The sequence below is a fragment of the Paramaledivibacter caminithermalis DSM 15212 genome, from assembly GCF_900142245.1.
Taxonomy (GTDB): domain Bacteria; phylum Bacillota; class Clostridia; order Peptostreptococcales; family Caminicellaceae; genus Paramaledivibacter; species Paramaledivibacter caminithermalis.
The window spans coordinates 1-23,392 of sequence record NZ_FRAG01000011.1; the positions used below are offsets into that span (position 1 = coordinate 1).

The 23,392-nt window shown below is 31.6% G+C and carries 24 protein-coding genes and 1 riboswitch; of the genes, 3 read left to right on the forward strand and 21 right to left on the reverse strand.

Annotated elements, in window-relative coordinates; genetic code table 11:
* The 8 genes from BUB36_RS06115 to BUB36_RS06150 form a co-directional block, all read right to left on the reverse strand.
* The coding region (locus tag BUB36_RS06115; RefSeq protein ID WP_073148081.1) for an NAD(P)/FAD-dependent oxidoreductase at positions 1–630 on the reverse strand (630 nt) is incomplete at its 3' end.
* Positions 631–734: 104 nt separating this feature from the next.
* Positions 735–1,133: a GrdX family protein gene (locus BUB36_RS06120; protein WP_334292994.1), complete on the reverse strand. Its 399-nt coding sequence runs from the start codon at positions 1,131–1,133 to the stop codon at positions 735–737.
* 311 nt (positions 1,134–1,444) lie between these two features.
* Positions 1,445–1,547, reverse strand: a riboswitch (glycine riboswitch).
* 117 nt (positions 1,548–1,664) lie between these two features.
* Positions 1,665–2,519, reverse strand: coding sequence for a DegV family protein (locus tag BUB36_RS06125; RefSeq protein ID WP_073148085.1), 855 nt, complete (start codon positions 2,517–2,519; stop codon positions 1,665–1,667).
* Between the two features lie 20 nt (positions 2,520–2,539).
* Entirely contained in the window at positions 2,540–3,394 is an 855-nt protein-coding gene (locus BUB36_RS06130; protein WP_073148087.1) for a DegV family protein, read from the reverse strand.
* 417 nt (positions 3,395–3,811) lie between these two features.
* The gene (locus BUB36_RS06135; RefSeq protein WP_073148089.1) at positions 3,812–5,437 is read right to left on the reverse strand and encodes a Na/Pi cotransporter family protein; all 1,626 of its coding nucleotides are present in this window, start codon (positions 5,435–5,437) and stop codon (positions 3,812–3,814) included.
* 221 nt (positions 5,438–5,658) lie between these two features.
* On the reverse strand, positions 5,659–6,129 hold the full coding sequence (gene trmL, locus BUB36_RS06140) for a tRNA (uridine(34)/cytosine(34)/5-carboxymethylaminomethyluridine(34)-2'-O)-methyltransferase TrmL (RefSeq protein WP_073148090.1): 471 nt from the start codon (positions 6,127–6,129) through the stop codon (positions 5,659–5,661).
* A 5-nt stretch (positions 6,130–6,134) separates the two neighbouring features.
* Entirely contained in the window at positions 6,135–6,596 is a 462-nt protein-coding gene (locus BUB36_RS06145) for a chemotaxis protein CheX (protein WP_106406481.1), read from the reverse strand.
* 489 nt (positions 6,597–7,085) lie between these two features.
* Positions 7,086–8,018: a DUF362 domain-containing protein gene (locus BUB36_RS06150; RefSeq protein WP_073148091.1), complete on the reverse strand. Its 933-nt coding sequence runs from the start codon at positions 8,016–8,018 to the stop codon at positions 7,086–7,088.
* Positions 8,019–8,233: 215 nt separating this feature from the next.
* Here BUB36_RS06150 and BUB36_RS06155 point away from each other — a divergent pair, with 215 nt between their 5' ends.
* From BUB36_RS06155 to BUB36_RS06165, 3 genes are all read left to right on the forward strand, one after another.
* The gene (locus tag BUB36_RS06155) at positions 8,234–8,674 is read left to right on the forward strand and encodes a hypothetical protein (protein WP_073148092.1); all 441 of its coding nucleotides are present in this window, start codon (positions 8,234–8,236) and stop codon (positions 8,672–8,674) included.
* 186 nt (positions 8,675–8,860) lie between these two features.
* Positions 8,861–9,169, forward strand: coding sequence for a hypothetical protein (locus BUB36_RS06160; protein WP_073148094.1), 309 nt, complete (start codon positions 8,861–8,863; stop codon positions 9,167–9,169).
* Between the two features lie 90 nt (positions 9,170–9,259).
* On the forward strand, positions 9,260–9,802 hold the full coding sequence (locus BUB36_RS06165; RefSeq protein ID WP_073148096.1) for a hypothetical protein: 543 nt from the start codon (positions 9,260–9,262) through the stop codon (positions 9,800–9,802).
* 12 nt (positions 9,803–9,814) lie between these two features.
* Here BUB36_RS06165 and BUB36_RS06170 read toward each other — a convergent pair whose 3' ends face one another.
* The 13 genes from BUB36_RS06170 to cobJ form a co-directional block, all read right to left on the reverse strand.
* Entirely contained in the window at positions 9,815–10,963 is a 1,149-nt protein-coding gene (locus BUB36_RS06170) for a DUF362 domain-containing protein (RefSeq protein WP_073148098.1), read from the reverse strand.
* A 225-nt stretch (positions 10,964–11,188) separates the two neighbouring features.
* Positions 11,189–11,923: an ABC transporter permease gene (locus BUB36_RS06175; RefSeq protein WP_073148100.1), complete on the reverse strand. Its 735-nt coding sequence runs from the start codon at positions 11,921–11,923 to the stop codon at positions 11,189–11,191.
* Complete coding sequence (locus tag BUB36_RS06180; RefSeq protein ID WP_073148102.1) at positions 11,924–12,763, reverse strand: ABC transporter ATP-binding protein; 840 nt, start codon at positions 12,761–12,763, stop codon at positions 11,924–11,926.
* Positions 12,764–12,778: 15 nt separating this feature from the next.
* Positions 12,779–14,227 carry an ABC transporter substrate-binding protein gene (locus BUB36_RS06185; RefSeq protein WP_073148104.1) on the reverse strand — a complete coding sequence of 483 codons (1,449 nt, stop codon included), beginning with the start codon at positions 14,225–14,227 and terminating at the stop codon, positions 12,779–12,781.
* 253 nt (positions 14,228–14,480) lie between these two features.
* Positions 14,481–15,266, reverse strand: a complete 786-nt coding sequence (locus BUB36_RS06190) for an undecaprenyl-diphosphate phosphatase (RefSeq protein WP_073148106.1) — start codon at positions 15,264–15,266, stop codon at positions 14,481–14,483.
* 143 nt (positions 15,267–15,409) lie between these two features.
* Positions 15,410–16,699, reverse strand: a complete 1,290-nt coding sequence (gene hemL, locus BUB36_RS06195; protein WP_073148108.1) for a glutamate-1-semialdehyde 2,1-aminomutase — start codon at positions 16,697–16,699, stop codon at positions 15,410–15,412.
* Between the two features lie 23 nt (positions 16,700–16,722).
* Positions 16,723–17,694, reverse strand: coding sequence for a porphobilinogen synthase (gene hemB / locus BUB36_RS06200; RefSeq protein ID WP_207550770.1), 972 nt, complete (start codon positions 17,692–17,694; stop codon positions 16,723–16,725).
* A gap of 144 nt (positions 17,695–17,838) precedes the next feature.
* Positions 17,839–18,558, reverse strand: a complete 720-nt coding sequence (gene cobI / locus BUB36_RS06205) for a precorrin-2 C(20)-methyltransferase (protein WP_073148112.1) — start codon at positions 18,556–18,558, stop codon at positions 17,839–17,841.
* Between the two features lie 232 nt (positions 18,559–18,790).
* Positions 18,791–20,305 carry a uroporphyrinogen-III C-methyltransferase gene (gene cobA / locus BUB36_RS06210; protein ID WP_073148114.1) on the reverse strand — a complete coding sequence of 505 codons (1,515 nt, stop codon included), beginning with the start codon at positions 20,303–20,305 and terminating at the stop codon, positions 18,791–18,793.
* Positions 20,306–21,238 (reverse strand): hydroxymethylbilane synthase, encoded by a 933-nt coding sequence (hemC, locus tag BUB36_RS06215; RefSeq protein WP_073148116.1) that lies wholly within the window; start codon positions 21,236–21,238, stop codon positions 20,306–20,308.
* Complete coding sequence (locus tag BUB36_RS06220; RefSeq protein WP_073148118.1) at positions 21,198–21,896, reverse strand: precorrin-2 dehydrogenase/sirohydrochlorin ferrochelatase family protein; 699 nt, start codon at positions 21,894–21,896, stop codon at positions 21,198–21,200. Before BUB36_RS06220 ends, hemC begins: the two co-directional genes overlap by 41 nt.
* Positions 21,889–22,653 (reverse strand): cobalt-precorrin-6A reductase, encoded by a 765-nt coding sequence (locus BUB36_RS06225; RefSeq protein WP_073148125.1) that lies wholly within the window; start codon positions 22,651–22,653, stop codon positions 21,889–21,891. Before BUB36_RS06225 ends, BUB36_RS06220 begins: the two co-directional genes overlap by 8 nt.
* Entirely contained in the window at positions 22,650–23,390 is a 741-nt protein-coding gene (gene cobJ, locus BUB36_RS06230) for a precorrin-3B C(17)-methyltransferase (RefSeq protein WP_073148127.1), read from the reverse strand. Before cobJ ends, BUB36_RS06225 begins: the two co-directional genes overlap by 4 nt.
* Between the last annotated feature and the right edge of the window lie 2 nt (positions 23,391–23,392).

A 23,392-nucleotide genomic window follows, 5' to 3' on the forward strand; every position in this document is an offset into this window, starting at 1 on the left:
TCCATCGCCTTTGATTTCCTCTACAACTGTATTCCATATCCATTCAATTTTTTCATTCTTAAATGCTTTATCTTGAATGGATTTAGCTGCCCTTAAGGTATCTCTTCTATGAACAACCTTAACCTTTCTAGCAAACTTTGTTAAATACATTGCTTCTTCAATGGCTGAATCACCACCGCCAATGACAAACACTTCAAGATCAGTGAAAAAGTCAGCATCACAAGTTGCACAGTAGGATACTCCCTTTCCAGTTAATTTTTCTTCTCCTGGCACTCCTATCTTTCTAGGTGTTGCTCCAGTAGCTATTATAACTGCTTTTCCACGATATTCTCCATTTTCGCATTTTACAACCTTAATCTTGTCACTAAAATCAACTGAAACTACAGCATCGTTTTTTCTTTCAGCACCAAATTCCTCTGCCTGCTCTACCATCCTTGCAATAAGACTCGGTCCTGTAGCTTCTCTGATTGAACCAGGGTAATTTGCTACTTCATTGGTAGTTACTATTTGTCCACCTGTCTTACCCTTTTCTAATATCAAGGTTTTCATTTTAGCACGGGCAGAATATAATCCTGCTGCTAGACCTGCTGGACCGCATCCAATTATCACAACATCGTATAAATTTTCCATGTTAAAACCTCCCTCATTTATTTATTAATTAATAATTAAGAATCAAATGTTAATATCATTTTTAAAATTTTCATATATAAAATATATAATTAATCTATAGGAATTTAATTAAATTGATCCATACTTTCAATGGCTCCATTAATTAAATGAAAATCTATCACTCTAAAGTCATCCAATATTTCTTCAGTCCACTTAGGAGTTTTCTTACAATCAATTAATTTTTTAGCAGCAACAATACTATCTTCAATTATGGAAAGTGATTCTAAATCTAGTTTGCCTTTATCAGTGCTTATTGCAATGGTCTTAAAAGGTGTCTCATTTGGTTTTACGCTCCCAGACAAGGGATGAGTTAAGAGTTTATGTCCTTGATGTATTTTATCTCTAACAAATTTTAATATATCTAAATAGCTATAATTTTCTAAATAGATTATATCCATTTTTTTATTATATTTATCATGCACTAAAACATTATTAGTTATTATTATTTTTTTCAAATTTTTCACCCCAAAAGTAATCTATACTTCTTCATAACCTGTCCAGTCAAACGTTTTCATTTTCTGTTCATTGTAAATCTTTCTAAATTCGAGCTCTATGTCCAAACGTTATAATCTTATCTAATCAATTAACATATTTTATTATTAGCTATAGCCTTTTTTCCAATGTTTTATGTAAATAAAAAAGGAGCAATGACAAATAGACACTTGCCAATTGCTCCTCTGTCTTATTACCTGAGAGATTCTTTTAAATCTTAGAATTTCTAAAATTTAAAATTGCTCCTACGGTGTCATATATATCATATGACTTTTCAGAGTACTGTCTAGGTACGGTCCTTTTGCCTGAGAACTTAATTGTAACAGGCATAGCTACAATTTATACCTTCGGCGGCCAACAATCTGGCTCTCTCCCGAACCCTTCATCCAGTAGTTCTTATTAAGTTTTAAAATAGATTAATAATAATCATTACTTTTTTCTATAATAATTATATAACATTGTCAAAAGTTTTACAATATTATTCTTTAGAAATTTTTAATTTTTTACCTGTCTTTTTCTGATATGAAATATATGGATAAAACTCCTCTACCTGTATGAGTTCCAATAGTACATCCAACATCGGTAATTACTATTTCTGATGGGCTAATTTCCTTTTCTATTAATTCCTTTAGTTTTGATAATCCTTGAGGGTTAGCTGCATGTCCTAAGCCAATCTTTGCTCCTTTTTTCAATCCCTTTTCCTTACAAATCTCAATTAATCTCTTATATAATTTTTTATTTCCCCTTACTTTATCCACTGGTTCAACCTTGCCATCAATAATCGCTAATATTGGTTTTACATTCAATAAAGTTCCCAAAGCCATTTTTCCTGTACTCAATCTTCCATTTTTATGTAAATATTTTAAAGTATCCACAGAAAACACCTGTTGCGCCCCATCTATCATTTGTTTTATTTTATGGAGAATTTCATCTAATGGTTTTTTATGCAAAGCCATTTTAGCTGCTTCTACAACAATCATACCACATCCATAGGCTAGGGATCTAGAATCAAAAACATAGATATTGCCCTTCCCCATTTCTTCCTTTGCTATCAAGGCTGACTGGTGTGTTCCACTAACCCCTCCAGATCCATTTATAATAATTATATTATCATATCCATCATCAAAGGCTTTTTTAATAGCTTTTTTGAACTCTATAGGAGTTACTTGAGAGGTTTGAGGTATTTCTTCATATTCTTCTAGCTTTCTATAAAACTCTTCAGGGGACAAATCAACCCTATCCCTAAATTCCTCTGTTCCAAACCTGATTGTCAAAGGCATAACCGAAATATCATATTTATCTGCAATATCTTTAGGAATATCAGACAAGCTGTCAGTAATGAATTTAATTTTATTCATAATCACACTCCCAATGTTTATTATTTAATATGGTTATCTTTTATAAAGGCTATGGCAATACATCCTGGTCCAGCATGAGTTCCTACTACTGCCCCCACCTTAGCTTCAATAATCTCTTTGATATCAAAATTACTTTCTAACTCTTTCCGTAATTCCATTAAAAACTCATAATTATCTGAATGAAATAATCCTACAGTTTTTTCTTCTAAGTTATAGTTATTCTCAAAAATCCAATTTATTACCCATTTTATTGCCTTTTTTTTACCTCTAACCTTATCATCATATATCAATTTCCCATCCTTCATAGTTAAAATAGGTTTTATATTTAAAAGCTTGCCAATTAAAGCTTGACTAGGTGTAAGTCTTCCACCTTTTTTTAGGTATTCAATATCCCCTATGATAAATTTACATTCTAAATTTTCTATCATGTAATACACTCTATCAATGATTTCTGATTTATGATATCCCTTTGCTGCCATTCTTGCAGCTTCAACTACTACAAGACCCTGAGAAAAGGTCACTAATTTTGAATCAATAACTGTTATTCTTTCCGATTGTAAATATTCCTTTGCATTTACAGCTGAATTATAGGTTCCGCTAAGGCAAGATGACATTAAAATAACAATTATTTCATCTCCATTCTTTGTCAGCTCCTCAAACACTTCTATAAATTCACCTGGGGTTATTTGAGAAGTAGTAGGAAGCTTTTTAGAATTTAATAGCTTTTTATAAAACTTCTCTTTCGTAATTTCTATTCCATCCTTATATGACCCATCTTCAAAATTGACTGTCAAAGGCATTACTTTTATATTCAATTCTTTAACAATTCCTTCTGGTATATCAGCAACACTATCTGTCAAAATCTTTATTGCCATTTAAATCACCTTTCAAAACTATATTATGTAAGCAGTTTCTCCATTTATCATATAATTCATATTTTTATTGTTTATATACTTTATACCATTAATTTCACCTATAAAAATAATACAACTTATTTTTTGATTTTACAAGAAGTATCACAGGATTAAACTTCCAAGTTTAATTATAGTACAAAGGCGTCTTGCAACGCTTTTAGTTGCAAGTTCCAAGTTGCAAGTATTAGAGTCATTCTTTTAGGTCTAAAAAACCTTAATTCCTGCTTATAAAATTTTACTGGTAATAGTTTGCATCTGCTCTCTGTTACTTGAATTTATTTAAAAATTAAAGTATCCAATTTTTTGCAAAAAAACTTAAATTTCTTAGAATAAAAAAGCAAAGAATTCTCTCTACAGGATTCTTTGCTGATTTAATCATTATTTTTTACTATAATCCATTACCGCTAAGGCAATATTAGATGAGTGATCAGCTATTCTCTCCAAATTGCTAATAATATCTAAAAATATTACACCAGAAGCTGGTACACACTGTTGCTTATTTAAGCGACCTATATGATTTGCTCTAAGGGTCTTCTCCATATGGTCTATTTCTCCTTCTCTTTCTATAACTCTTTGAGCAGTTTTAGTATTACCAGTCTTTAATGCTGTTAATGCCTCTTTATATGACTTAACTACTCTTTGGTGCATAAGCTTAAGTTCTTCTAATGCTTCATCGGAAAATTTTAATTTATTTTCTATTCTATATACTGCCAGCTCTGCTAGATTATCTGCGTGGTCCCCTACTCTTTCTATATCATTTATAGTATTGAATAATCCTTCAATGATTTCTCTTTGTTGACCAGAAATATCGGTATTGGACACCTTTAATAAATAGCTTGCTATTTCCTTTTCCATCTCATTTACTATTTTTTCTACCCTAAAGGTTTCCATAGCTAGTTTTTCATCTTTTTCAAAAAAACCTTCGATAGCACTGTTATAGGATTGCAATGCAACATTACCCATATGCAATACTTCCTTTATAACCTGACCAATGGCAATAGATGGAGTTTCTAATATTCTATCATCTATATATTTTATACCTTGAATTTCTTTTTCTTCATTTGAATCGTAAGGTATAACCTTATTGACAACATATACTAGTAATGAAGCAAAGGGTAGCAATAATACTGTATTTGCAATATTAAAAAATGTATGGGCATTAGCTAACTGTCTCTCTGGAATAGATGACATTTGAGTAACTGCCCATAGAGTAGGCTTGGCTAAGAATATAATAAATAAAACAGTTCCTATTACATTAAATAGTAAATGTACTAAAGCAGCTCTCTTGGCAGTTTTACTTGCTCCTACACTAGAAATCATGGCAGTAACACATGTCCCAATATTAGTTCCTAATAAAACTGGAAAAGCAGATTCAATAGGCAATAAGCCTTGACTAGCCAATGCAATGAGAATACCTGTTGTAGCACTACTACTTTGCAAAATCGCTGTTATCCCAAATCCAGTAAAAATTGCTAATGCTTTATCAAAAATATTATCATAGCCAAAGCTGGCAAGAAGATTAGTAAAGCCTTCATAATGTTCTAAGGGCTTTACAGCATGTTTCATCATATCCATACCTAAAAATAATATACCAAAACCTATAATAATTTCAGCAAAAGTTCGTATCTTTCTGTTTGAAGAAAATAACCATATTCCTACCCCTATCCCTACTGAAATAGGTGCAAGTTGCGTTAAGTTAATAGATACTAGTTGCGCTGTAATAGTTGTACCTATATTAGCTCCCATAATAACTCCAACAGCTTGAGTAAGCTTCATAACTCCAGCATTCACAAAGCCTACAACCATTACAGTAGTGGCACTACTACTTTGTACAATCATTGTTACAAGTGCTCCAACAATTACGGCCATTATGCGATTACTGGTTAGAATTTCAATAAATCTCTTCAGTTTATCCCCAGCAGACTTTTCTAGACCCGATGCCATAATATTCATTCCATAAAGAAATAAACCTAATCCTCCTATAAGTCCAAAAGCTATTGCCATACCAGAACCTTCCTTTCTAAAAATTACCATTCATATAATAAACACATTATAGATATTCCAGTAAAACAGTTAATTTATGCACATCAAAAATCCTTAAAAACTCTGGATATTTTGATATGCATAAATTAAGTTTTATTATGGAAATCTATATACATGATACAATATTCGACATTGGGTTATGTTAAATCTATGTTAAATGTTAAAACTAAGTTAATTTTTCCTTATTTCATATTTTGAAAATCAAGTTGCCTTAAAGCCTCATATACTACTATAGCAACAGAATTAGATAGATTAAGAGACCTAGCCTTTGCATCGTTAATCATAGGAATTTTTATTCTCTTATTCTTAAATCTTTCATGTATCTCATTAGGAAGTCCAGCAGTTTCCTTTCCAAATATTATAAAACACTCATCTTTATATTTTACATCTGTATAATTCTCACTTGCCTTTGTAGTAGATATATAAAAATCTCCATCAGAATATTTTGAGAAAAATTCTTGAGCATTTTCATATATATTTATATCTAATAAATGCCAATAATCTAATCCAGCCCTTTTTAAATATTTATTGTCTATAGAAAAGCCTAGAGGCTTTATTAAGTGCAATCTACTTCCAGTTATAGCACAGGTTCTGGCAATATTGCCAGTGTTTTGAGGTATTTCTGGTTGATAAAGTACTATGTTTATAGCCATGTTAATTACTCCTTTATAAATATACTTAAATCAATTTTTTCTCCATCACTATCCAAAGGTACACTTATTACTTGCATTTGATTTCCTGAAACCGATAGATTCTCTCCAGTCATTAAAGTAGGAGGGGTTATGTCAATTTCTACACCTATATTGAACAATAGTGTTGCGGAATTGCCTAAAATCATATTTCCAAGCTCTGATAATGCACTTTTTCCAATATCATCCAGATCTTTTATTTCCATACCTCCCATCATTTTTGATACAACCTTTAAAGCCATAGATTCATCAAAGCTTAACATTGCTTGTCCCTTAATATCACCTGTTATGCCTATTAAAATAACTATGTTATTAGCACTATAGGGAGATGTTTTCAAGGTTGGTTTGCCAACTTGAAAATTCAACTGAGTCATTTGAGTCAATATTTCTTTGCTTGCCTTAATAAATGGATTTATATATTCTGCCTTCAACTATATCCCTCCAATAATTATTATGCATTGTTTTAATTAAAAATGACCAAAGTTAAATAACCAGTTTTTAAAATACAATTAAATAGCTTAAGTCATAATTTTTCATATTTCAATTTTATGTGATTTCACTTAACATAATTAGACCATATGTCTAATCTTAGTGCATCATAACATATTATATCATAAAACCTTAAAATTCATATTATATATAGCTTAACTAATACAATAATCCTATATAAAATATAAAGCCGCAATCCAAAACTTGGAATTTTTGTTAAAATAATAAAATGAATATACTGAGAAAGTCTAAATTCCTCTCAGTATATTCATTACAAACTGAATAGAATAAAAGTTTATTATATAGATTTCCAATAGTAAAACTTAATTTATACATATCAAAATATCCAGAGCTTTTAAGGATTTTTGATGTGTATAAATTAACTGTTTTACTGGAATATCTATATAAAAGTATATATACAATTTTTTAATTTACTGATTTCCATGGATATTTTTAATCGATCCCTTATCCAGTACAATCTCAGTATTGTAGGCAGATAGACTAAATAATCTTTCTGCTTCCTCCAATGTAAGCCCCTTTAATTCCATATTCTCAGGTTTAGCTTCTCCAATACCAGCTTTATATGTCTGATACAAGTAATAAACAGCTTGAGGTAAGAAACCAAGAAGTCTAGCTCCAATTGTATCTACAGCTACGGGATCTGTTCCAGCAAGAATTAATCCTTTACTGTCTACTGACTTACCAGTTGAAGGACCTGTTCCTATCATGGCCTTATCAGCACTTACAATAGTTAGATCAATGGGTATTTTTTGAGCCATGGATACTATAAATCCATGTAAATCCTCATGTATTCCCAATTTTTTTTTAGGGAAGCCATGTATTTCTGCTGGTGGCCAGCCAAGAGCTATGTTTTTGATCCCCCCACTCATAGTAGCCTCTTCATGGTGCTTTAATTGAGTAAAAGAAATGAGTACATCCATGTTGTCAATTAGATTGTTTATTTGAATTTCCTTTATATAAGTATGCCCCAATGCCAAGGTAACATATGGTCCATAATTTAAATCTATAAATTCAACCTTCTCTTCCTTAATTATCTTATCATATCCTACCGAATTCATAACCGTAGGAGTTGGATCTCCTCCTGAGCCTGTTGCTATAATTATTTTTAGCGGTTTAAAATTCTTAATATATTTTATGAGCCTTTGCAAAGTACATGGTCCCACAACAGTACCGGTATAAGGAGGTTTATTTTTTACCCAATTAGGTGTTATTACAACTTTATCCCCTTCTTTAATGATTTCTTTCATTGGAAGCAAATCTAAAGCTTTAGTCAATGAATCTTCTTCTCTCAAATCCTTCATCATAGCCACAATGGGCTTGCTAACCCTTCTACATGTTCTCATACTTTCACCACCTAATATTTCTTGTAGTGATAGTATTTTGTATTAATGCTTTTTATATTCACCTAATTGTAGGAATACTAGATTTTGTGTTCATAAAATACATTTTAAGAAAATAATGTATTTTTTTCAATAAGATTCTTTTTTTATTTCTTCTATATGATATACTATTTCTTGAGGGCTCTCAGCTAAAATTTGAAATTAGGAGTGATGAACATATGAAAAAAGTAGTTTCACTTTTATTGATTTTCACACTAATAATTTCTTCAAATTTATTTGTATTTGCTGAGTATACAGCTACAGAAAGCAATGTTTACTATGAAATTGAAGAATTAGATGTTAGTAAAGATAGTATTAGAGGTCATTATGATTCCGCTAGCGAAAAAATGCTCATTATTGGTATAGACGAAGATGAGAGTAATTCCACTTTAGTGAATATAAAACAAAAAACATTCTATGTAGAAAAAGATGAAAATGGTAACGAAAGAAAGTTAACAACAAGCAAAGAAGATATGGAAAAAATAAGATATATTAAATCATTAGAAAACATAAGTACAAACTCTTTAAATAAAATAAATTCTTCTTCTATAACACCTTTCTCTGGAGGAGATCGTCTAACGTCAGAATATTACAAGTTGTCATTGGCTATTTATGCATGAGAAACCACTTTTTCTGATGGAGATAAGGGTTATACAGTAACTGGTAAGGCTAACTGGCAAAAACCAGGCTGGGGTTGGGAAGGAAAGAAACAACCCGCTATCTGAGATGATTGTATCTCATTTGGTTGGGGAGGAGACTATGACTTTTCTAAAGCAAAATTAGATACATTTTATAGTAACGATGACATGAACCCATCATGGGCTCCAAAGCGTGTTGTTAATGGAACAGCAAATTCTGCTATTGGATGGGCTTTTCCAGAATATGTAGAAATGAATCGTTTAAATATATGGGTAAAAGACGCTAATGCAAAAGTGTACCTTAAAAAACCTAAAGCACATTTTAAAGGAGGTACTACAAAAGTATTTTTCAATTATTGTCATACATATGAAACGTTCTCTGGTAGTTTTTCACTAGGGTATCAGACAGGTTATATTACCCCTCAAAGAATTTCGAAGGAATGGTCTGATCAAGTTTATATGACTATAAAAAAATAAACTTTCATTGACTTGTATCTAAGACAAAGACAATATTATTTAGTAAATACTGTCTTTGTCTTTAACTATAATTGTTTTGGAGTGATATTTTTGAAAAAATTATTTTTATATACTACTATTTTCTTAACTTTGGTAATTATATTATACAATCATGATACAATTGCATCTGATTATGTTAAAAGCGACATAGAAAAGAATCTAAATAAAAAAATAAATATTGAAGGTCATAAGTTTTATGATAATGAAAAATTTATATTTTTTACCAGTATGGATAAAAAACATGTTGGATATGCAATATATAAAAAAAATCTATTCAACAGATATTCAAAAGTAAGAACTTCCCTTAGTAATTATTTCTATTCTTCTAATGTTTTTACAGAACATATAGCTGATAAATATGTTACAACTATTTTTATTGGAGGTAAAAACCTAAGTAATAAGATATCATATTTTAAAATATTTATTCAAAATAAGGAAATCAAAGAATATGTTGATTCAAAGTTTTTCTTTCATCAATATAAATTCTCCTTCGATTCCATAAATCAAAACAAAAAATTTTTTGATATAAAATTTTATGATAAAGAAGGTAATGATATAACAGACGTATTGCATGAGCTATATACTAATCAATAAAAACATATTTATTTACAACCTAGCTAATAACTTCATAAACAGCGGTCTATGTATATCAATAGCTTTAACTGGACAAAGTTCTTGACAACAAAAGCATCTTATACAGCCTTCTAATTTTACATGGGGTTTGTTATTAATCATCTCTATAACCTTTGGTGGACAGCTTTGGGCACAATCACTACATCCAACACATTTGTCGTGCTTAAATAATGGCTTGGGCTGCATAAGTCCATTTATTATGTCCCTTAAAAACTTAGGTAGTTTACCTTCTAGTAAATCTAAGCTTCTTATTTCTGGAACTATAAAATCTTTGATTATAAAGCTTTCAATATCATCGCCCTTTATCTCTATGTCCTCGAGGCTACCGCTACATAAGCCCCTTTCTATACATCTTTCAATGGTGGGTACCTTTGTAGGCTTTATGCCTATTATGGACGTTGCTACTACGTCTAAATGATATGGGCTTGTAGAGGCTATAACTGCACCTATCCTTCTAGGTTTTCCACCACTTGGTCCCGCTCCTTCCATACCAACAATTCCATCCATAAAGGATAAAATAGGATTTGCTGCTAGGCATATGTCCACTAAGGCATTTGAAAAATCAACGTTTTTTTTCATTCTTACATGATATTCTGCTTTTTCTAACCCTGCAACTATGCCAAACATGTTTTTTACAGCACCTGTAAACATCATCATTCCATGGGTCTTTAATTTGGATACAGATATTACCTTATCTACTTCCTTTAAAACCTCTATAGCTGTTATTTTTTTTAAAATTAATCCATCTTCATTTTTAATATCTACTGAATTTGTATTATAATTGAGTTTAGCTCCCACTTCATTTGCTATTTCTTCAATACCGCAGGCTTTATACACCCCCTTCAATATACCTGCATTAAAGGGTCCTCCTGGACTATCTCCTATTACAACCTCGGCACCATGCTCAATAAGTGTTTTGGCTAATGCCTTTGTAAATACAGGGTGGGTGGTTGTTGCTTCCTCAGGTCTTTTTTTCATTAGTAAATTAAGCTTAAGTAAAACTCTATCCCCTGGATTGATATACTTCTCAACTCCACCTAGATTTTCAAAGCACTCATCTACTGCCTTTTTAACTAAACTATAGTCATAATCCTCGCATCTTACCAACGATACCTTTTCCATAAGCACATCTCCTTTGCTTTAGAGTCAAACCTCATAGGACAAGATCAAGTTTGAGATTAAGATTTAGAATTCAGGTCAAAACTATTCCGTCGATTAGTCATTTCCTATAGATAATAGCTTATATTAAAATTACAGCTATATCAAAAGCTTAATAACCCTAAATACTTGACCCTAATACTCAATCTTAGTCTTAATCTTAGTCTTAATCTCAATATTAATCTCAGTCTAAACTGCTTCCTCATAACATGCCTTCACACTTAATATAAAAAAGATTATTGCATATACAAGCATTACTAAAATCGAAAAAACTTCTACCTTTCCATTTAAAGCTATAGCTCTAAGTATTCTTGTGGAATGGGTAAGAGGTAAAAGTTCAATGAAGCTTCTAATAAGATAAGGCATCTTCCTTAATGAAAAAAAGGTTCCACATAAAAATGACATGGGATTTATAATAAAGCTGGTAAATCTATTCATATCATAATGTGTATTTATCATCATGGCAGCAAAAAAACCTAACCCTGCAAACAATAAACTATTTAAAAAACAAACAAATATGAATAGCAGGTTTATCTTGATGGCTATTCCAAAAACAAAAGCTGTTAATATTATAATAATAGCTGAGTACATACCTCTCAAGGCTCCAGATAATATATGCCCTAACGTCAATAAATACATGCTTATAGGTGCTATAAGATAATATTCAAAGCTTTTTTCATGTAGCCTTGATACACTTACACGCATAGATATGGCTCCAAAGCTTGAACGCATGGTTGTCAATGCAATAATTCCTGGTATAATATAGTACATATAATTGCTACCTTCTACAACTAGATTATCTCCTATCCCCCATCCAAATGCTACCATATATAACAAGGGAGATACAATTAAGGCACTCGTAATCTTCCAAAATCGTCTTTTAAAAAATACAAATTCCCTCCATAGAATTGTTAATACTTCCATTTATTTCACCATCCTATTTGCAAAGCTATAAAAAACATCCTCAAGGGTAGTATCCCTTATAGTGTATTTATCATTAATTTTACTGGCAAAGTCTTTAGCCAGTTCTAAAGTTTTAAAATACTTGAATTTAGTCTCCAATGAATTCTCAAAATATTCTACAGTAAACCTTCCTATCATTTCTATTAAATTCATAGGTGTATCACAATAGAATATTTTACCATCGTTCATAAGGGAGACTTTATCGCACAAATATTCAGCTTCTTCAATATAATGGGTTGTCATTAGAATAGTTTTTCCTGCACTATTCATTCTTTTCAGAATATCCCAAATTTCTCTCCTTGCCTTCAAGTCTATACCAACCGAAGGCTCGTCCAAAAAAATAATATTGGGATCATGTATCAGTGCCTTAGCAATCATTAGTTTTCTTTTCATTCCTCCTGATAAATGCTTACACACCCTATCCTTTACTCTTATTAAATTCATAGCTTCAAGCAGCTCACTTGTTCTTTTATTTATTAATTGTCGTTCCATTTTATAGAGCAATCCAGAGAATATTAAATTCTCTTTTACAGATAACTCCTTATCTAAGTTAATATGCTGAGGTACTACCCCTATTTTCTTCTTCAAACTATGATTATCTCTACTGACATCTTCTCCATCTATAACCATTCTTCCTTCATCGCTGTCAATTAGCCCTAAAAGCATTCTTATTAAGGTTGTTTTACCTGCTCCATTTGGTCCCAGCAATCCCATAAAAGTGGCATCAGGTATAATAAGGGATACATTATCCACTGCTTTTACGTCGTCATAGCTTTTACTAACAGATTTAATCTCTACCATACTATAACCCTTTCTCTACTTTAATCTATTAAGAACTTCAATAACTTCTGTTCCACTTACAAACTCCTTTGGATAAAAATAGCCATCCTTGAGTTTGAATATTTTATTATCTACTAAGGTTTGTACTATTCGCTTATTTTCTATTTCATTTAAATCCTTTATACTTATATGGACTTTTTTCTTTGATACATCCCCTAAAAGATATACCGCTTTAGCAAACTCATCCCTAGTTACATGTTTTTTGGGAAAAAACATTTCTACTCCATCAATATTAAAGCTATCAATATACCCAGATATTACAGCAGTTTCAATGAAGTCAAAGCTTTTATGCTCTAATGGAACATCTCCAAAAAAGCCATAAACATGCCCCTCATGTTCATCTTTATAATATCTAGAGCTTGGTAAAAATATTTGCTTATGAGCGTATCTTACCAAAACCTCAGCTAAAGCTTCCCGTGTAATGTTATCATTAGAATCAAAAGGAGTTATATTGTCAAAAATATCTGGATAAAAGATTCTGCACAGTTCTTTTATTCCCTTGATATATCTTATAGTTGGATGAAATACAAGCCTCTCATTAATAGTGTAAACACGCTGGTTTTGAACTGCCTTTATTTTATCAAAGTCTGGTCTTATAACTATAGAGTGAATATTTCCTCCTGAAAATGTTCCCCCTCTTTGGGATAAATAAATATCAATATTTCCTGAATTTTCCATTATTGCTTTCTTGCCAAAGTCTGCTATTGGAAGTCTTTTATCTATTTGAGCTGCATCCTTTGCTATATTAATTCCACCAGCTATTTTAATAGCCTCTGCTGCAAAGGAATTAGGTAATATCGTTTTATATTCTATCTCAGAGGTTTCTAAAAATACATTAACTTTATTGTCTATATTCTTAGTCGCTTCTTTAATCTCTTGAATTTGATGATTATAATTCTCTATTAATATCTTTGCAGTATTCTTTTTTCCCGTAAGCATCCCAAGTTTTTTTATATAGGATGAAAAATCCTTAAACTCAGTTGGATATAATGAAACAACATTGATGCCAGTCCTTCTTAATGTTTTGACGAAATTTGGGTTTTCTCTTTCAATAAATGGCGTAATAAGAACCAAATCTGGTTTTGCTGTTAAAATTTTTTCAGGTTCACCTTCGTAATCATAGGCTTCTTTATCAAGAACAGCAAGGGGATAGTTATCTGACTTGCTTACTCCTATTATTTCCTTGTCTAAATTTAAAGAAAAAAGGTTTTCGGTATGGGCTGGATAGAGAGATATAATCCTTTTAGCATAACTATTCATCTTTATTCTTACATTTGAATCATCTATAAAATCAACTAAATAATCACCAGTATCAAAAAAATCTAATCTATCAAGGCTTTTCTCTAAATAAGGTCGAAGGCTAAATAAAATTGTTAAAGTAAATATTGATATTATAATTAAAGTTCTTAGTTTTATATCTTTCATTTTGCTTTTCCTCCAAAGTAAAGACGTCTGATGACGCATTTTAGTTGCAAGTTGTAAGTTACAAGTTCCAAGTTTTAAGGTCATTCTTTTAGGTCTAAAAAACCTTAACTCCTGATTCTAAAATTTTTGTGGTAATAGTTTACATTTACTTTCTGTTATTTGAATTTACTTGAATTCAAACATGCAATTTTTTGCAAAAAAGTTTGAGTTCCTAAATTAAAAAGCGTCTTTTCGACGCTTTGTGTTATTTAACTTATACTACTAAAAGAACAATTATACCAAGAATTATTCTATAGTATGCAAAGGGTGTTAGCTTTCTTTTCTTTATATAGTTCATAAAAAAAGCAATAACTAAATATGCAACAATAAAGGAAACAAAGGTTCCTACTGCTAATATAAGCCATTCATAACTAGTAAAGTCCAAGCCCATTTTATATATTTTAAGAATTGCTGCTCCTATTAATGTAGGAATTGCTAAGAAGAAAGAAAATTCCGCAGCAACCTTTCTCGAAAATCCTATAAACAAACCTCCAATAATTGTTGAAGCTGAACGTGACATACCAGGAATGACAGCCATACACTGAGCTATTCCTACTATAAATGCCTGCTTATATGAAATATGCTTCTCAGACACAACCTTAGTCTTTTTTTGCCCCTTCTCTCCTAGAAGCAATAGAATAGCACCAAATATTAAAGCTATAGCTACTGTTGTTGGATTGAAAAAATGTTCATCAACATAATCATCAAACTTAAGCAATCCTAAAATAACGGCAGGTAAAACTCCAACAGCAACCTTCGTCCATAAAGAAAAGTATTCTATAAGCCTTCTTTTATCATCAAGTTTTGGGAATACTTTATCTTTAAAGTAAAGCATTACAGCTAGTATTGCTCCCACCTGAATAATAATAGCAAAGGAATTTGCAAAATCTCCTGTAAAATTTAAATACTTATTTGCAATGATTAAATGTCCTGTAGAAGAAACAGGTAAAAACTCTGTAAGTCCTTCTATTATGCCAAGAATAATTGCCTTAATTATCATTTCATACCTCCAAATAATATTTACTCTAGTCAGTTGCTAGGATTTTGTAAAATCCTTCAAGTTAAAAAATTAGAAGGAGTTTACTTTATAATTATATTTATTAAACCTAAATTTTACAACTAACAAAAATGTCACTATATTATTTATACAAGCTTCTTAAGGGCATTATAATTGGCTTTAATAGTCTTTTCTATATCTTCCATAGTATGGGAAGCTGAAATGAAAGATGCTTCAAACTGTGATGGAGCTAGATAAATTCCTTGTTTTAACATTTCTTCAAAATATTTATTATATTTGTTGATATCACTCTTTACTGCTGAGTCATAATCATAGACTTTTTCGCTGGTAAAATATGTGCAAAGCATTGAACCAACTCTATTTGAAACAGTTTGAATTCCAATTTTCTCAGAATTTTGCCTAAAGCCTTCCTCAAGTATCCTTGATTTTTCTTCTAATTCATCATATATCTTAGAATTATCCCTTAATATTCTTAAGGTAGTTAAGCCTGCAGTTACTGCTAAAGGGTTCCCTGACAATGTTCCTGCTTGATAAACGGGTCCAGCAGGAGATACTCTAGCCATTATATCTCTTCGTCCACCATAGGCTCCAACAGGAAGTCCTCCACCTATTATCTTTCCAAAGCATGTAATATCAGGATTGATATTGTAGAGACTGCTTGCACAGTTAAAGGCTACTCTAAAACCAGTCATTACTTCATCAAAAATAAGAAGTGCTCCATATTGTTTAGTAATATTCCTTAAAAAATCTATAAATTCTTGAGTTGCTGGAACTACACCCATATTACCTGCAACAGGCTCAATAATTACTCCTGCAATTCTATCACCATAATTTTCAAATATACTTTTCATTCCTTGAATATCATTATATTTTGCTGATATAGTATTTTTTACAATATCTGCTGGCACTCCAGGACTATCGGGAACACCATGGGTAAGAGCTCCTGACCCTGCTCTAACAAGTAAACTGTCTGAATGTCCATGATAGTTCCCTATAAATTTAACTATAAGGTCTCTTCCTGTATAAGCCCTAGCAAGTCTAAGGGCACTCATGGTTGCTTCTGTTCCTGAATTAACCATTCTAATCATTTCAACCGATGGAACTATCTCACATATCAATTTAGCAAGCTCAGTTTCCCTCTCTGTAGGAGCTCCAAAGCTTGTACCAGTTTCCAAAACTTTTCTAAGCTCCTCCATAACATCTTCATGACAATGCCCCAAAATCAATGGTCCCCATGAACCAACATAATCAATATATTCATTTCCATCTATGTCATAAATTTTCGATCCCTTTCCACTCTTTATAAATGGAGGATTTACCGAAACCGAGTTAAAGGCTCTTACAGGGCTGTTTACACCACCTGGAATATACTGCTTCGCCTCTTCAAAGGCTTTTTTAGATTTTAATAGGTTCATCTAACTCCCTCCTCAATATACAACTATTCTTCCAAAATCCATCTTGCTAAATCCTTAGCAAAATATGTGATTATTATATCGGCTCCCGCTCTCTTGATACTGGTTAACATTTCTTTTACAATTATTTTTTCATCTACTAACCCTGCTTTAGCTGCAGCTTTAATCATAGCATATTCTCCACTCACATTATAGGCTGCAATAGGAACATTGAAATTATCTTTGATTCTTCTTATGATATCCATATAGGATAATGCGGGCTTAATTATTACAATATCTGCACCTTCCATAATATCCAATTCAACTTCACGTATAGCCTCATCAGAATTACATGGATCCATTTGGTATGTTTTTCTATCACCAAACTGTGGCGCCGAATGGGCTGCTGCCCTGAATGGACCGTAAAATGCAGAAGCATATTTTGCACTATAGGACATAATTGGTATATTATGATACCTATTTTTATCTAAAATATTTCTTATAGCAGCCACTCTACCATCCATCATATCTGAAGGAGCAATGACATCTGCTCCAACCTTTGCATGGGATAAAGCTATTTTCGCTAAATATTCCAAAGTCGAATCATTATCCACCATTCCTTCTTCTATAATGCCGCAATGCCCATGATCTGTATATTGACACATACAAACATCAGTTACAACTAATATTTCCTTACTAATTTTTTTAATCTCTTTTATACCTCTTTGAACAATTCCATTTTCATTATAGGCTTCACTGCCAAATTCATCCTTTTTATTTGGCACACCAAATAATATTACAGACTTTATTCCTAATTCAATCAATTCCTCTATTTCTTCCCTCAGCATATCTACTGAAAAATGATAATTATTTGGTAAGGTAGGAATTTCCTCTTTGATATTTGTCCCTTCAACTAAAAAAATAGGATAAATTAAATCATTAACACTAAGCTGAGTCTCCCTAACAAGGCTTCTGATCTGCTCATTTGCCCTTAATCTTCTTGGTCTGTTTACTAGCATCACTCTACCTCCATCTATATAGATTTCCCATAGCAAAACTTAATTTATCCATATCAAAATATCCAGAGCTTTTAAGGATTTTTGATGTGTATAAATTAATTGTTTTACTGGAATATCTATAGCTTATAGATTTTAACTTGAATATTATCTTGACTTTACATTTTTCTTTGCTATTAAAGTTGAAAGATAATTGTTTTTAATACCCTTTCTTTTTTCTATATCTCTTTCTATAATTTCATCATCTAATCCCAGCCTTGAAACGAAAACTGATCCTTCTTTATGTCCACTAATTTCTAATTCATCTATTAATTCATCTATTTCTCCACTCGCCTTCATAAATACTATATTATTTATGTTATTAAGTATCTCTTCTAATTTTTTATCTCCCTTTTCATAGTAAACGGAAGGAACAATAGCTATAGTTTCTTCATTCTCTCCAAGTGGAACACCTACTTTGCTGGCTATAGCACAGAAGGATGTAATACCAGGTATTGTTTCTATGTCAATATCCTTTTCTTTTAATCTTTTAAATAAATATATATAAGTGCTATATACCATAGGATCTCCAAGGGTTAAAAAAGCAACCTTTTTACCATCGTTAACAAGTTTGTTTATAAAGTTTGAAATCTCATCATAGGATTTATTTAAAACTTCTACATCATAAGTCATTGGAAATTTTTTTTCTATAATTTCAATATTTTTGTTTAAATGAGGCTTAGCGATATTTAAAGCAGTGCTACCTTTCCCATCCTTGGTTTCAGGTGCAAGAATAATATCAACATCATTAAGTACTTTTTTTGCTTTAATAGTTAATAAATCTGGATCTCCAGGTCCAACGCCTATACCATAAAATTTACCCTTCATAATAAAGTCCCCCTAATCTATGTCATTATTGATAATTATTATAATTAACCCTTTACGTTAACAAATAAACTTTTCTGTTTTTACGATACCTTAGGGGTTTTTAATATTTCATTTGAGTGATTTTTATAAACCTGTTTTTCCCTTGAAATTCATATAAAAAACAGGTTTATTACATGAACGAAAAGGAAATATTAAACCCCCCCGCAATAGAAAATAACAAAATAAATTATAATTAGTTACTATAATAATTAACTATAGCATCCACTAATCCATCAATAGTATATTCCTTTGCTTCTATATCAACCTTAATATTAAGTTCCCTTGCTGTTTTAGCAGTTATAGGTCCTATAGCCGCTATACTTGCATCATTCAATAGATTTATATTATCTTCACCAAGTATCTTATAAAAATTCTTAACTGTAGAAGAACTGGTAAAGGTGATAATATCTATTTTACTATCCTTAAGCAGCTTAACAAGCTCTCCTTTTTTATACTCGGGAATAGTGGTTTTATAGACATGTATATTGTCCACCTTTGCCCCAAGCTTTAATAGCTCTTCTTCTAATACCCTGCGAGCTATGTCAGCTCTAGGTAAAAGAACACTATCTCCAGCTTCTATTTTATCCTTTAGTGCTTCTACTATGCTTTCAGCTCTATATTCATCAGGAATACACTCTACTACCAGTCCTAATTGATTTAATTTATTTGCAGTAGCAGGTCCAATTGCACATAATTTTGCATTTTTTAATAGCCTTATATCAAATCCTAGCTTTTTCATTCTATCAAAGAAGAATTTTACACCGTTTATACTTGTGAATATAATCCATTTATACTTTTCTATTTCACCTATAGCTTTATCTATTTTTGAATAGTCTTCCTTTGGAGTTATTTCTATCGTTGGAAATTCTATGGCTTCTCCACCTAAGCTCTCAATTTTTTTAGATAATTTACTGGCTTGAGAGCGAGTACGTGTTACTAAAACTCTTTTACCAAATAGTTTTTTCTTATCTACCCAGCTTAGAGCTTCTGATAGGTTAACTACCTCTCCTACAATAATTATGGCTGGGTTTTTAAAGTCTTTTTCCTTTATTTTTGCTGATATATTCTGTAGAGTTCCTACAAGCATCTCCTGCTCCATTGTAGTACCCTTCCTAATAACTGCTACGGGCCTTTTGGATGATTGACCGTGCTTTATAAGCTTTTTACATATGCTATCAATATTTTTAATTCCCATTAAAAATATAAGTGTTCCTTTTAGTTTTCCAAGTGCTTCAAATTCCAATGAAGATTCTTCCTTCATAGGGTCTTCATGTCCAGTGATAATATGAAATGCTGAACTAATATTTCTATGGGTAACTGGGATTCCTGCATAAGCAGGAACTGAAATGGCTGATGTTATTCCTGGAACAATCTCGAATTCAACATTATTTTTAGTAAGTAATAGGGCTTCTTCTCCACCTCGTCCGAATACAAAGGGATCTCCTCCCTTGAGTCTGGTGACAATATTACCTTCAAGGGCCTTTTCCAATATAAGCCTGCTTATCTCCTCTTGAGAATATGAATGGGCATTAGGTGCTTTGCCAACATAAATAATTTCTGCATCCTTTTTAGCATATTTTAAAAGCTTGGGATTAATCAATCTATCGTATAAAACAACATCTGCATTTTCAATACATTCTAGTCCTTTTAAAGTGATAAGCTTATAATCTCCTGGTCCAGCCCCTACTAAATAAACCTTCCCACCCATTTACTCACCATCCTCTAACAAATCTAAAATTTCTTTTCCACCTCTATTTAAAACTTCCTCAGCTATCTTTTTCCCTAGCTTTTCATAGTTTTGTAAATCATCCTCATCAAAAATTCTTATAATTCTATCTCCATTAACATCAGCAACTAAACCCACCATTTTGATCTTTTTATCCTCTATAAAAGCATGTGCCCCAATGGGAACATGACATCCCCCATTTAATATCTTCATAAAGGTTCTCTCGGCTTTAATAGCAATCTCGGTATATTCATGATTAATTTTAGATACTATGTTTTTTATAAATTCATCATTTTTTCTAGTTTCGATCCCTAATGCACCTTGTCCTACAGCAGGAACAATTTCATTGATATCAAAAAACATTGATATGTCACTTTTTAAACCTAATCTATTTAAACCAGCAGCTGCTAGAATTACGGCATCTAAATTCATCTCCTTTATTTTACTTATCCTAGTCTGAACATTCCCTCTAATAGGTACGATATTTATATCATTTCTAAGTCCTTTTAATTGTGCTCCCCTCCTTAAGCTGCTTGTTCCAATTATAGCTCCTTTTTTTAGCTCATCAAAACCACTACCATCTTTAGTTATGAGTATATCTCTAACATCTTCCCTCTTGGTTATTGCAGAAATCTCAAGATTTTCAGGAAATTTACTAGGTACGTCCTTCATGCTATGAACAGCAATATCTATCTCACCCTTTAATAATGCAGCTTCGATCTCCTTTACAAAAAGACCTTTACCTCCTATTTTATTTAATGTTTTATCAAGTATCTTATCTCCTATTGTCTTAATTTCCTTTATTCTAAAATTCAAATCTGGATAATGCTCTTTTAGTTCTTCTATCACAATATTAGTTTGAGTAAGAGCTAATTTACTCGCCCTGCTCCCTATTATTATTTCTTTTTTGGCCATTCATATCAACTCCTTGCAGCCTAGAACTATTAAAATATATATTGTATAATGCCTCTTTTAAGTCTTCAATTTCACCACTTAAATATCTATCAAATGTATCAGAATAAACTAAATCATAGAATATTCTTCTTCTCTTTTCTATATCATTAACTTCATTTTTTAATATTTCTCTTAATTCTCCTAGGATATCTAAATACTCTCCATATTCTTCAGGAAATAATTTTTCTAGCTCTTCTTTGATTTTTCTTGAGAGCATTGGACTTTTCCCATTAGTAGATATACTTAAATTCAAATGTCCTCTATTAATATTTGCTGGAACAATAAAATTGCCCGTTTCAGATCCATCTACTACATTCAAAAGGATATTTTTTTCCATACATTCCTTTAAGCAATCTTTATTTGCTTCTTCATCATTGGTGGCAGCATAAACTAAATAACTACTCTCTAAATCTCCATATATATAATTCCTTTGAATCCAACTAATTTTTCCTTCTTGATAGTACCTAAGAAACTTATCTGTAACAACAGGGCTTATAACCTCAATAACAGCACCATATTCAAGCAAAGTAGTTGCCTTCCTTTCAGCAACCTTGCCTCCACCAATTATCTTGCATTTTTTTCCTCTTATATCCAGCATAATTGGATAATACCTATCCATATATTTCACTCACCTTATTTATTAGCTTATCTACATCATTAAAAATCAAGCCTTGTTTTTCCTCTGGTCTTGATATTATTATTACAGGTATGCCCATCTGTTCTGCTGCTGCAAGTTTTTCATCGGTTCCTCCTATTTTGCCACTATCCTTTGTAACTAAAATCCTAATATCATACTTTCTAATTAATTCTTTATTCATTTCTTTAGTAAATGGTCCTTGCATTGCTATGATATTAGAAGGTTTAAATCCTAAATCTTCACATTTTTCTAAAACATCACTGGTTGGAAGCACTCTTGGATATAATCTTTTGGGAGATAATTTGCTAGTAAAAATATCTAAAGTTTTACTACCAGTAGTCAACAGTATATTTCCCTCTAGTCTGGCTAACATTTCAGCAGCTTCTTCATAATCTTTGGCCCATTTAATCATATAATCATATTTACTAAGACTGCTTTCCCTTCTTTGGTATCTAATGTATGAAATGTCTATTTCTTTACATGCCTTTGAAATATTATCACTAACTTTATCAGCATAGGGATGGGTTGCATCGATTGCAAGCTTAATTGAATTTTCTTTAATTAATTTTACCATTCCATCATAATCTAGCCTATTACTTATAATCCTAAGACCCTCTTCCTGTTTATAAAGAGATTTTCCATAATTAGTGGCAGTAGTAACTAATATATTAAATCCTTTATCCCTAAGCTTGTAAACTATATCCCTGCCGTCCTTGGTTCCACTTAAAACTAAAATCATTTAAAATATCCCCTTGGGGTTATCATTTTATCATTTAGCTTATATGTGTTTGTATTGCCTATAATAACCATGGTAAACATATCTATTTTATGCTTAAGCATATTTTCAAGATTTGTAATGAACACTTCTTCGCCTTCCCTTTTAGCATTTCTTACTATCCCAACAGGGGTTGTGGGTTTTCTATATTGCATAATTATTTCTCTAGCCTCTTCTATTTGTGTTACTCTACCTTTACTTCTCGGATTGTAAAGGGTAATTATGAAATCCCCCGCCGCCGCACAATCTATTCGTCTTTTTATAACCTCCCAATCAGTAAGGAGGTCACTTAAAGAGATTACTGCATAATCATGCATAAGAGGTGCTCCTAAGGATGCTGCCGCCGCATTTGCAGCAGTAATTCCTGGTACTACCTCTACTTCTATATCACTATTTCTTTTTGCTACTAGCTCTAGAATAACTCCAGCCATACCATAAACTCCTGGGTCTCCACTGCTTATTATGGAAACAACCTTACCCTTCTCTGCTTCATCTATCGTTATATCACATCGCTCTATTTCTTTTTTCATCCCAGAATTTATAACTTCTTTTCCCTCTGTAAGATCCTCTATTATATTTATATAGGTTTTATATCCAACTATAACATCAGATTCCTTAATAGCTCTTAAAGCCAATAAACTCATTTGCTCTCTATTTCCTGGTCCAATACCAACAACATATATTTTCCCATTATTATTCATTT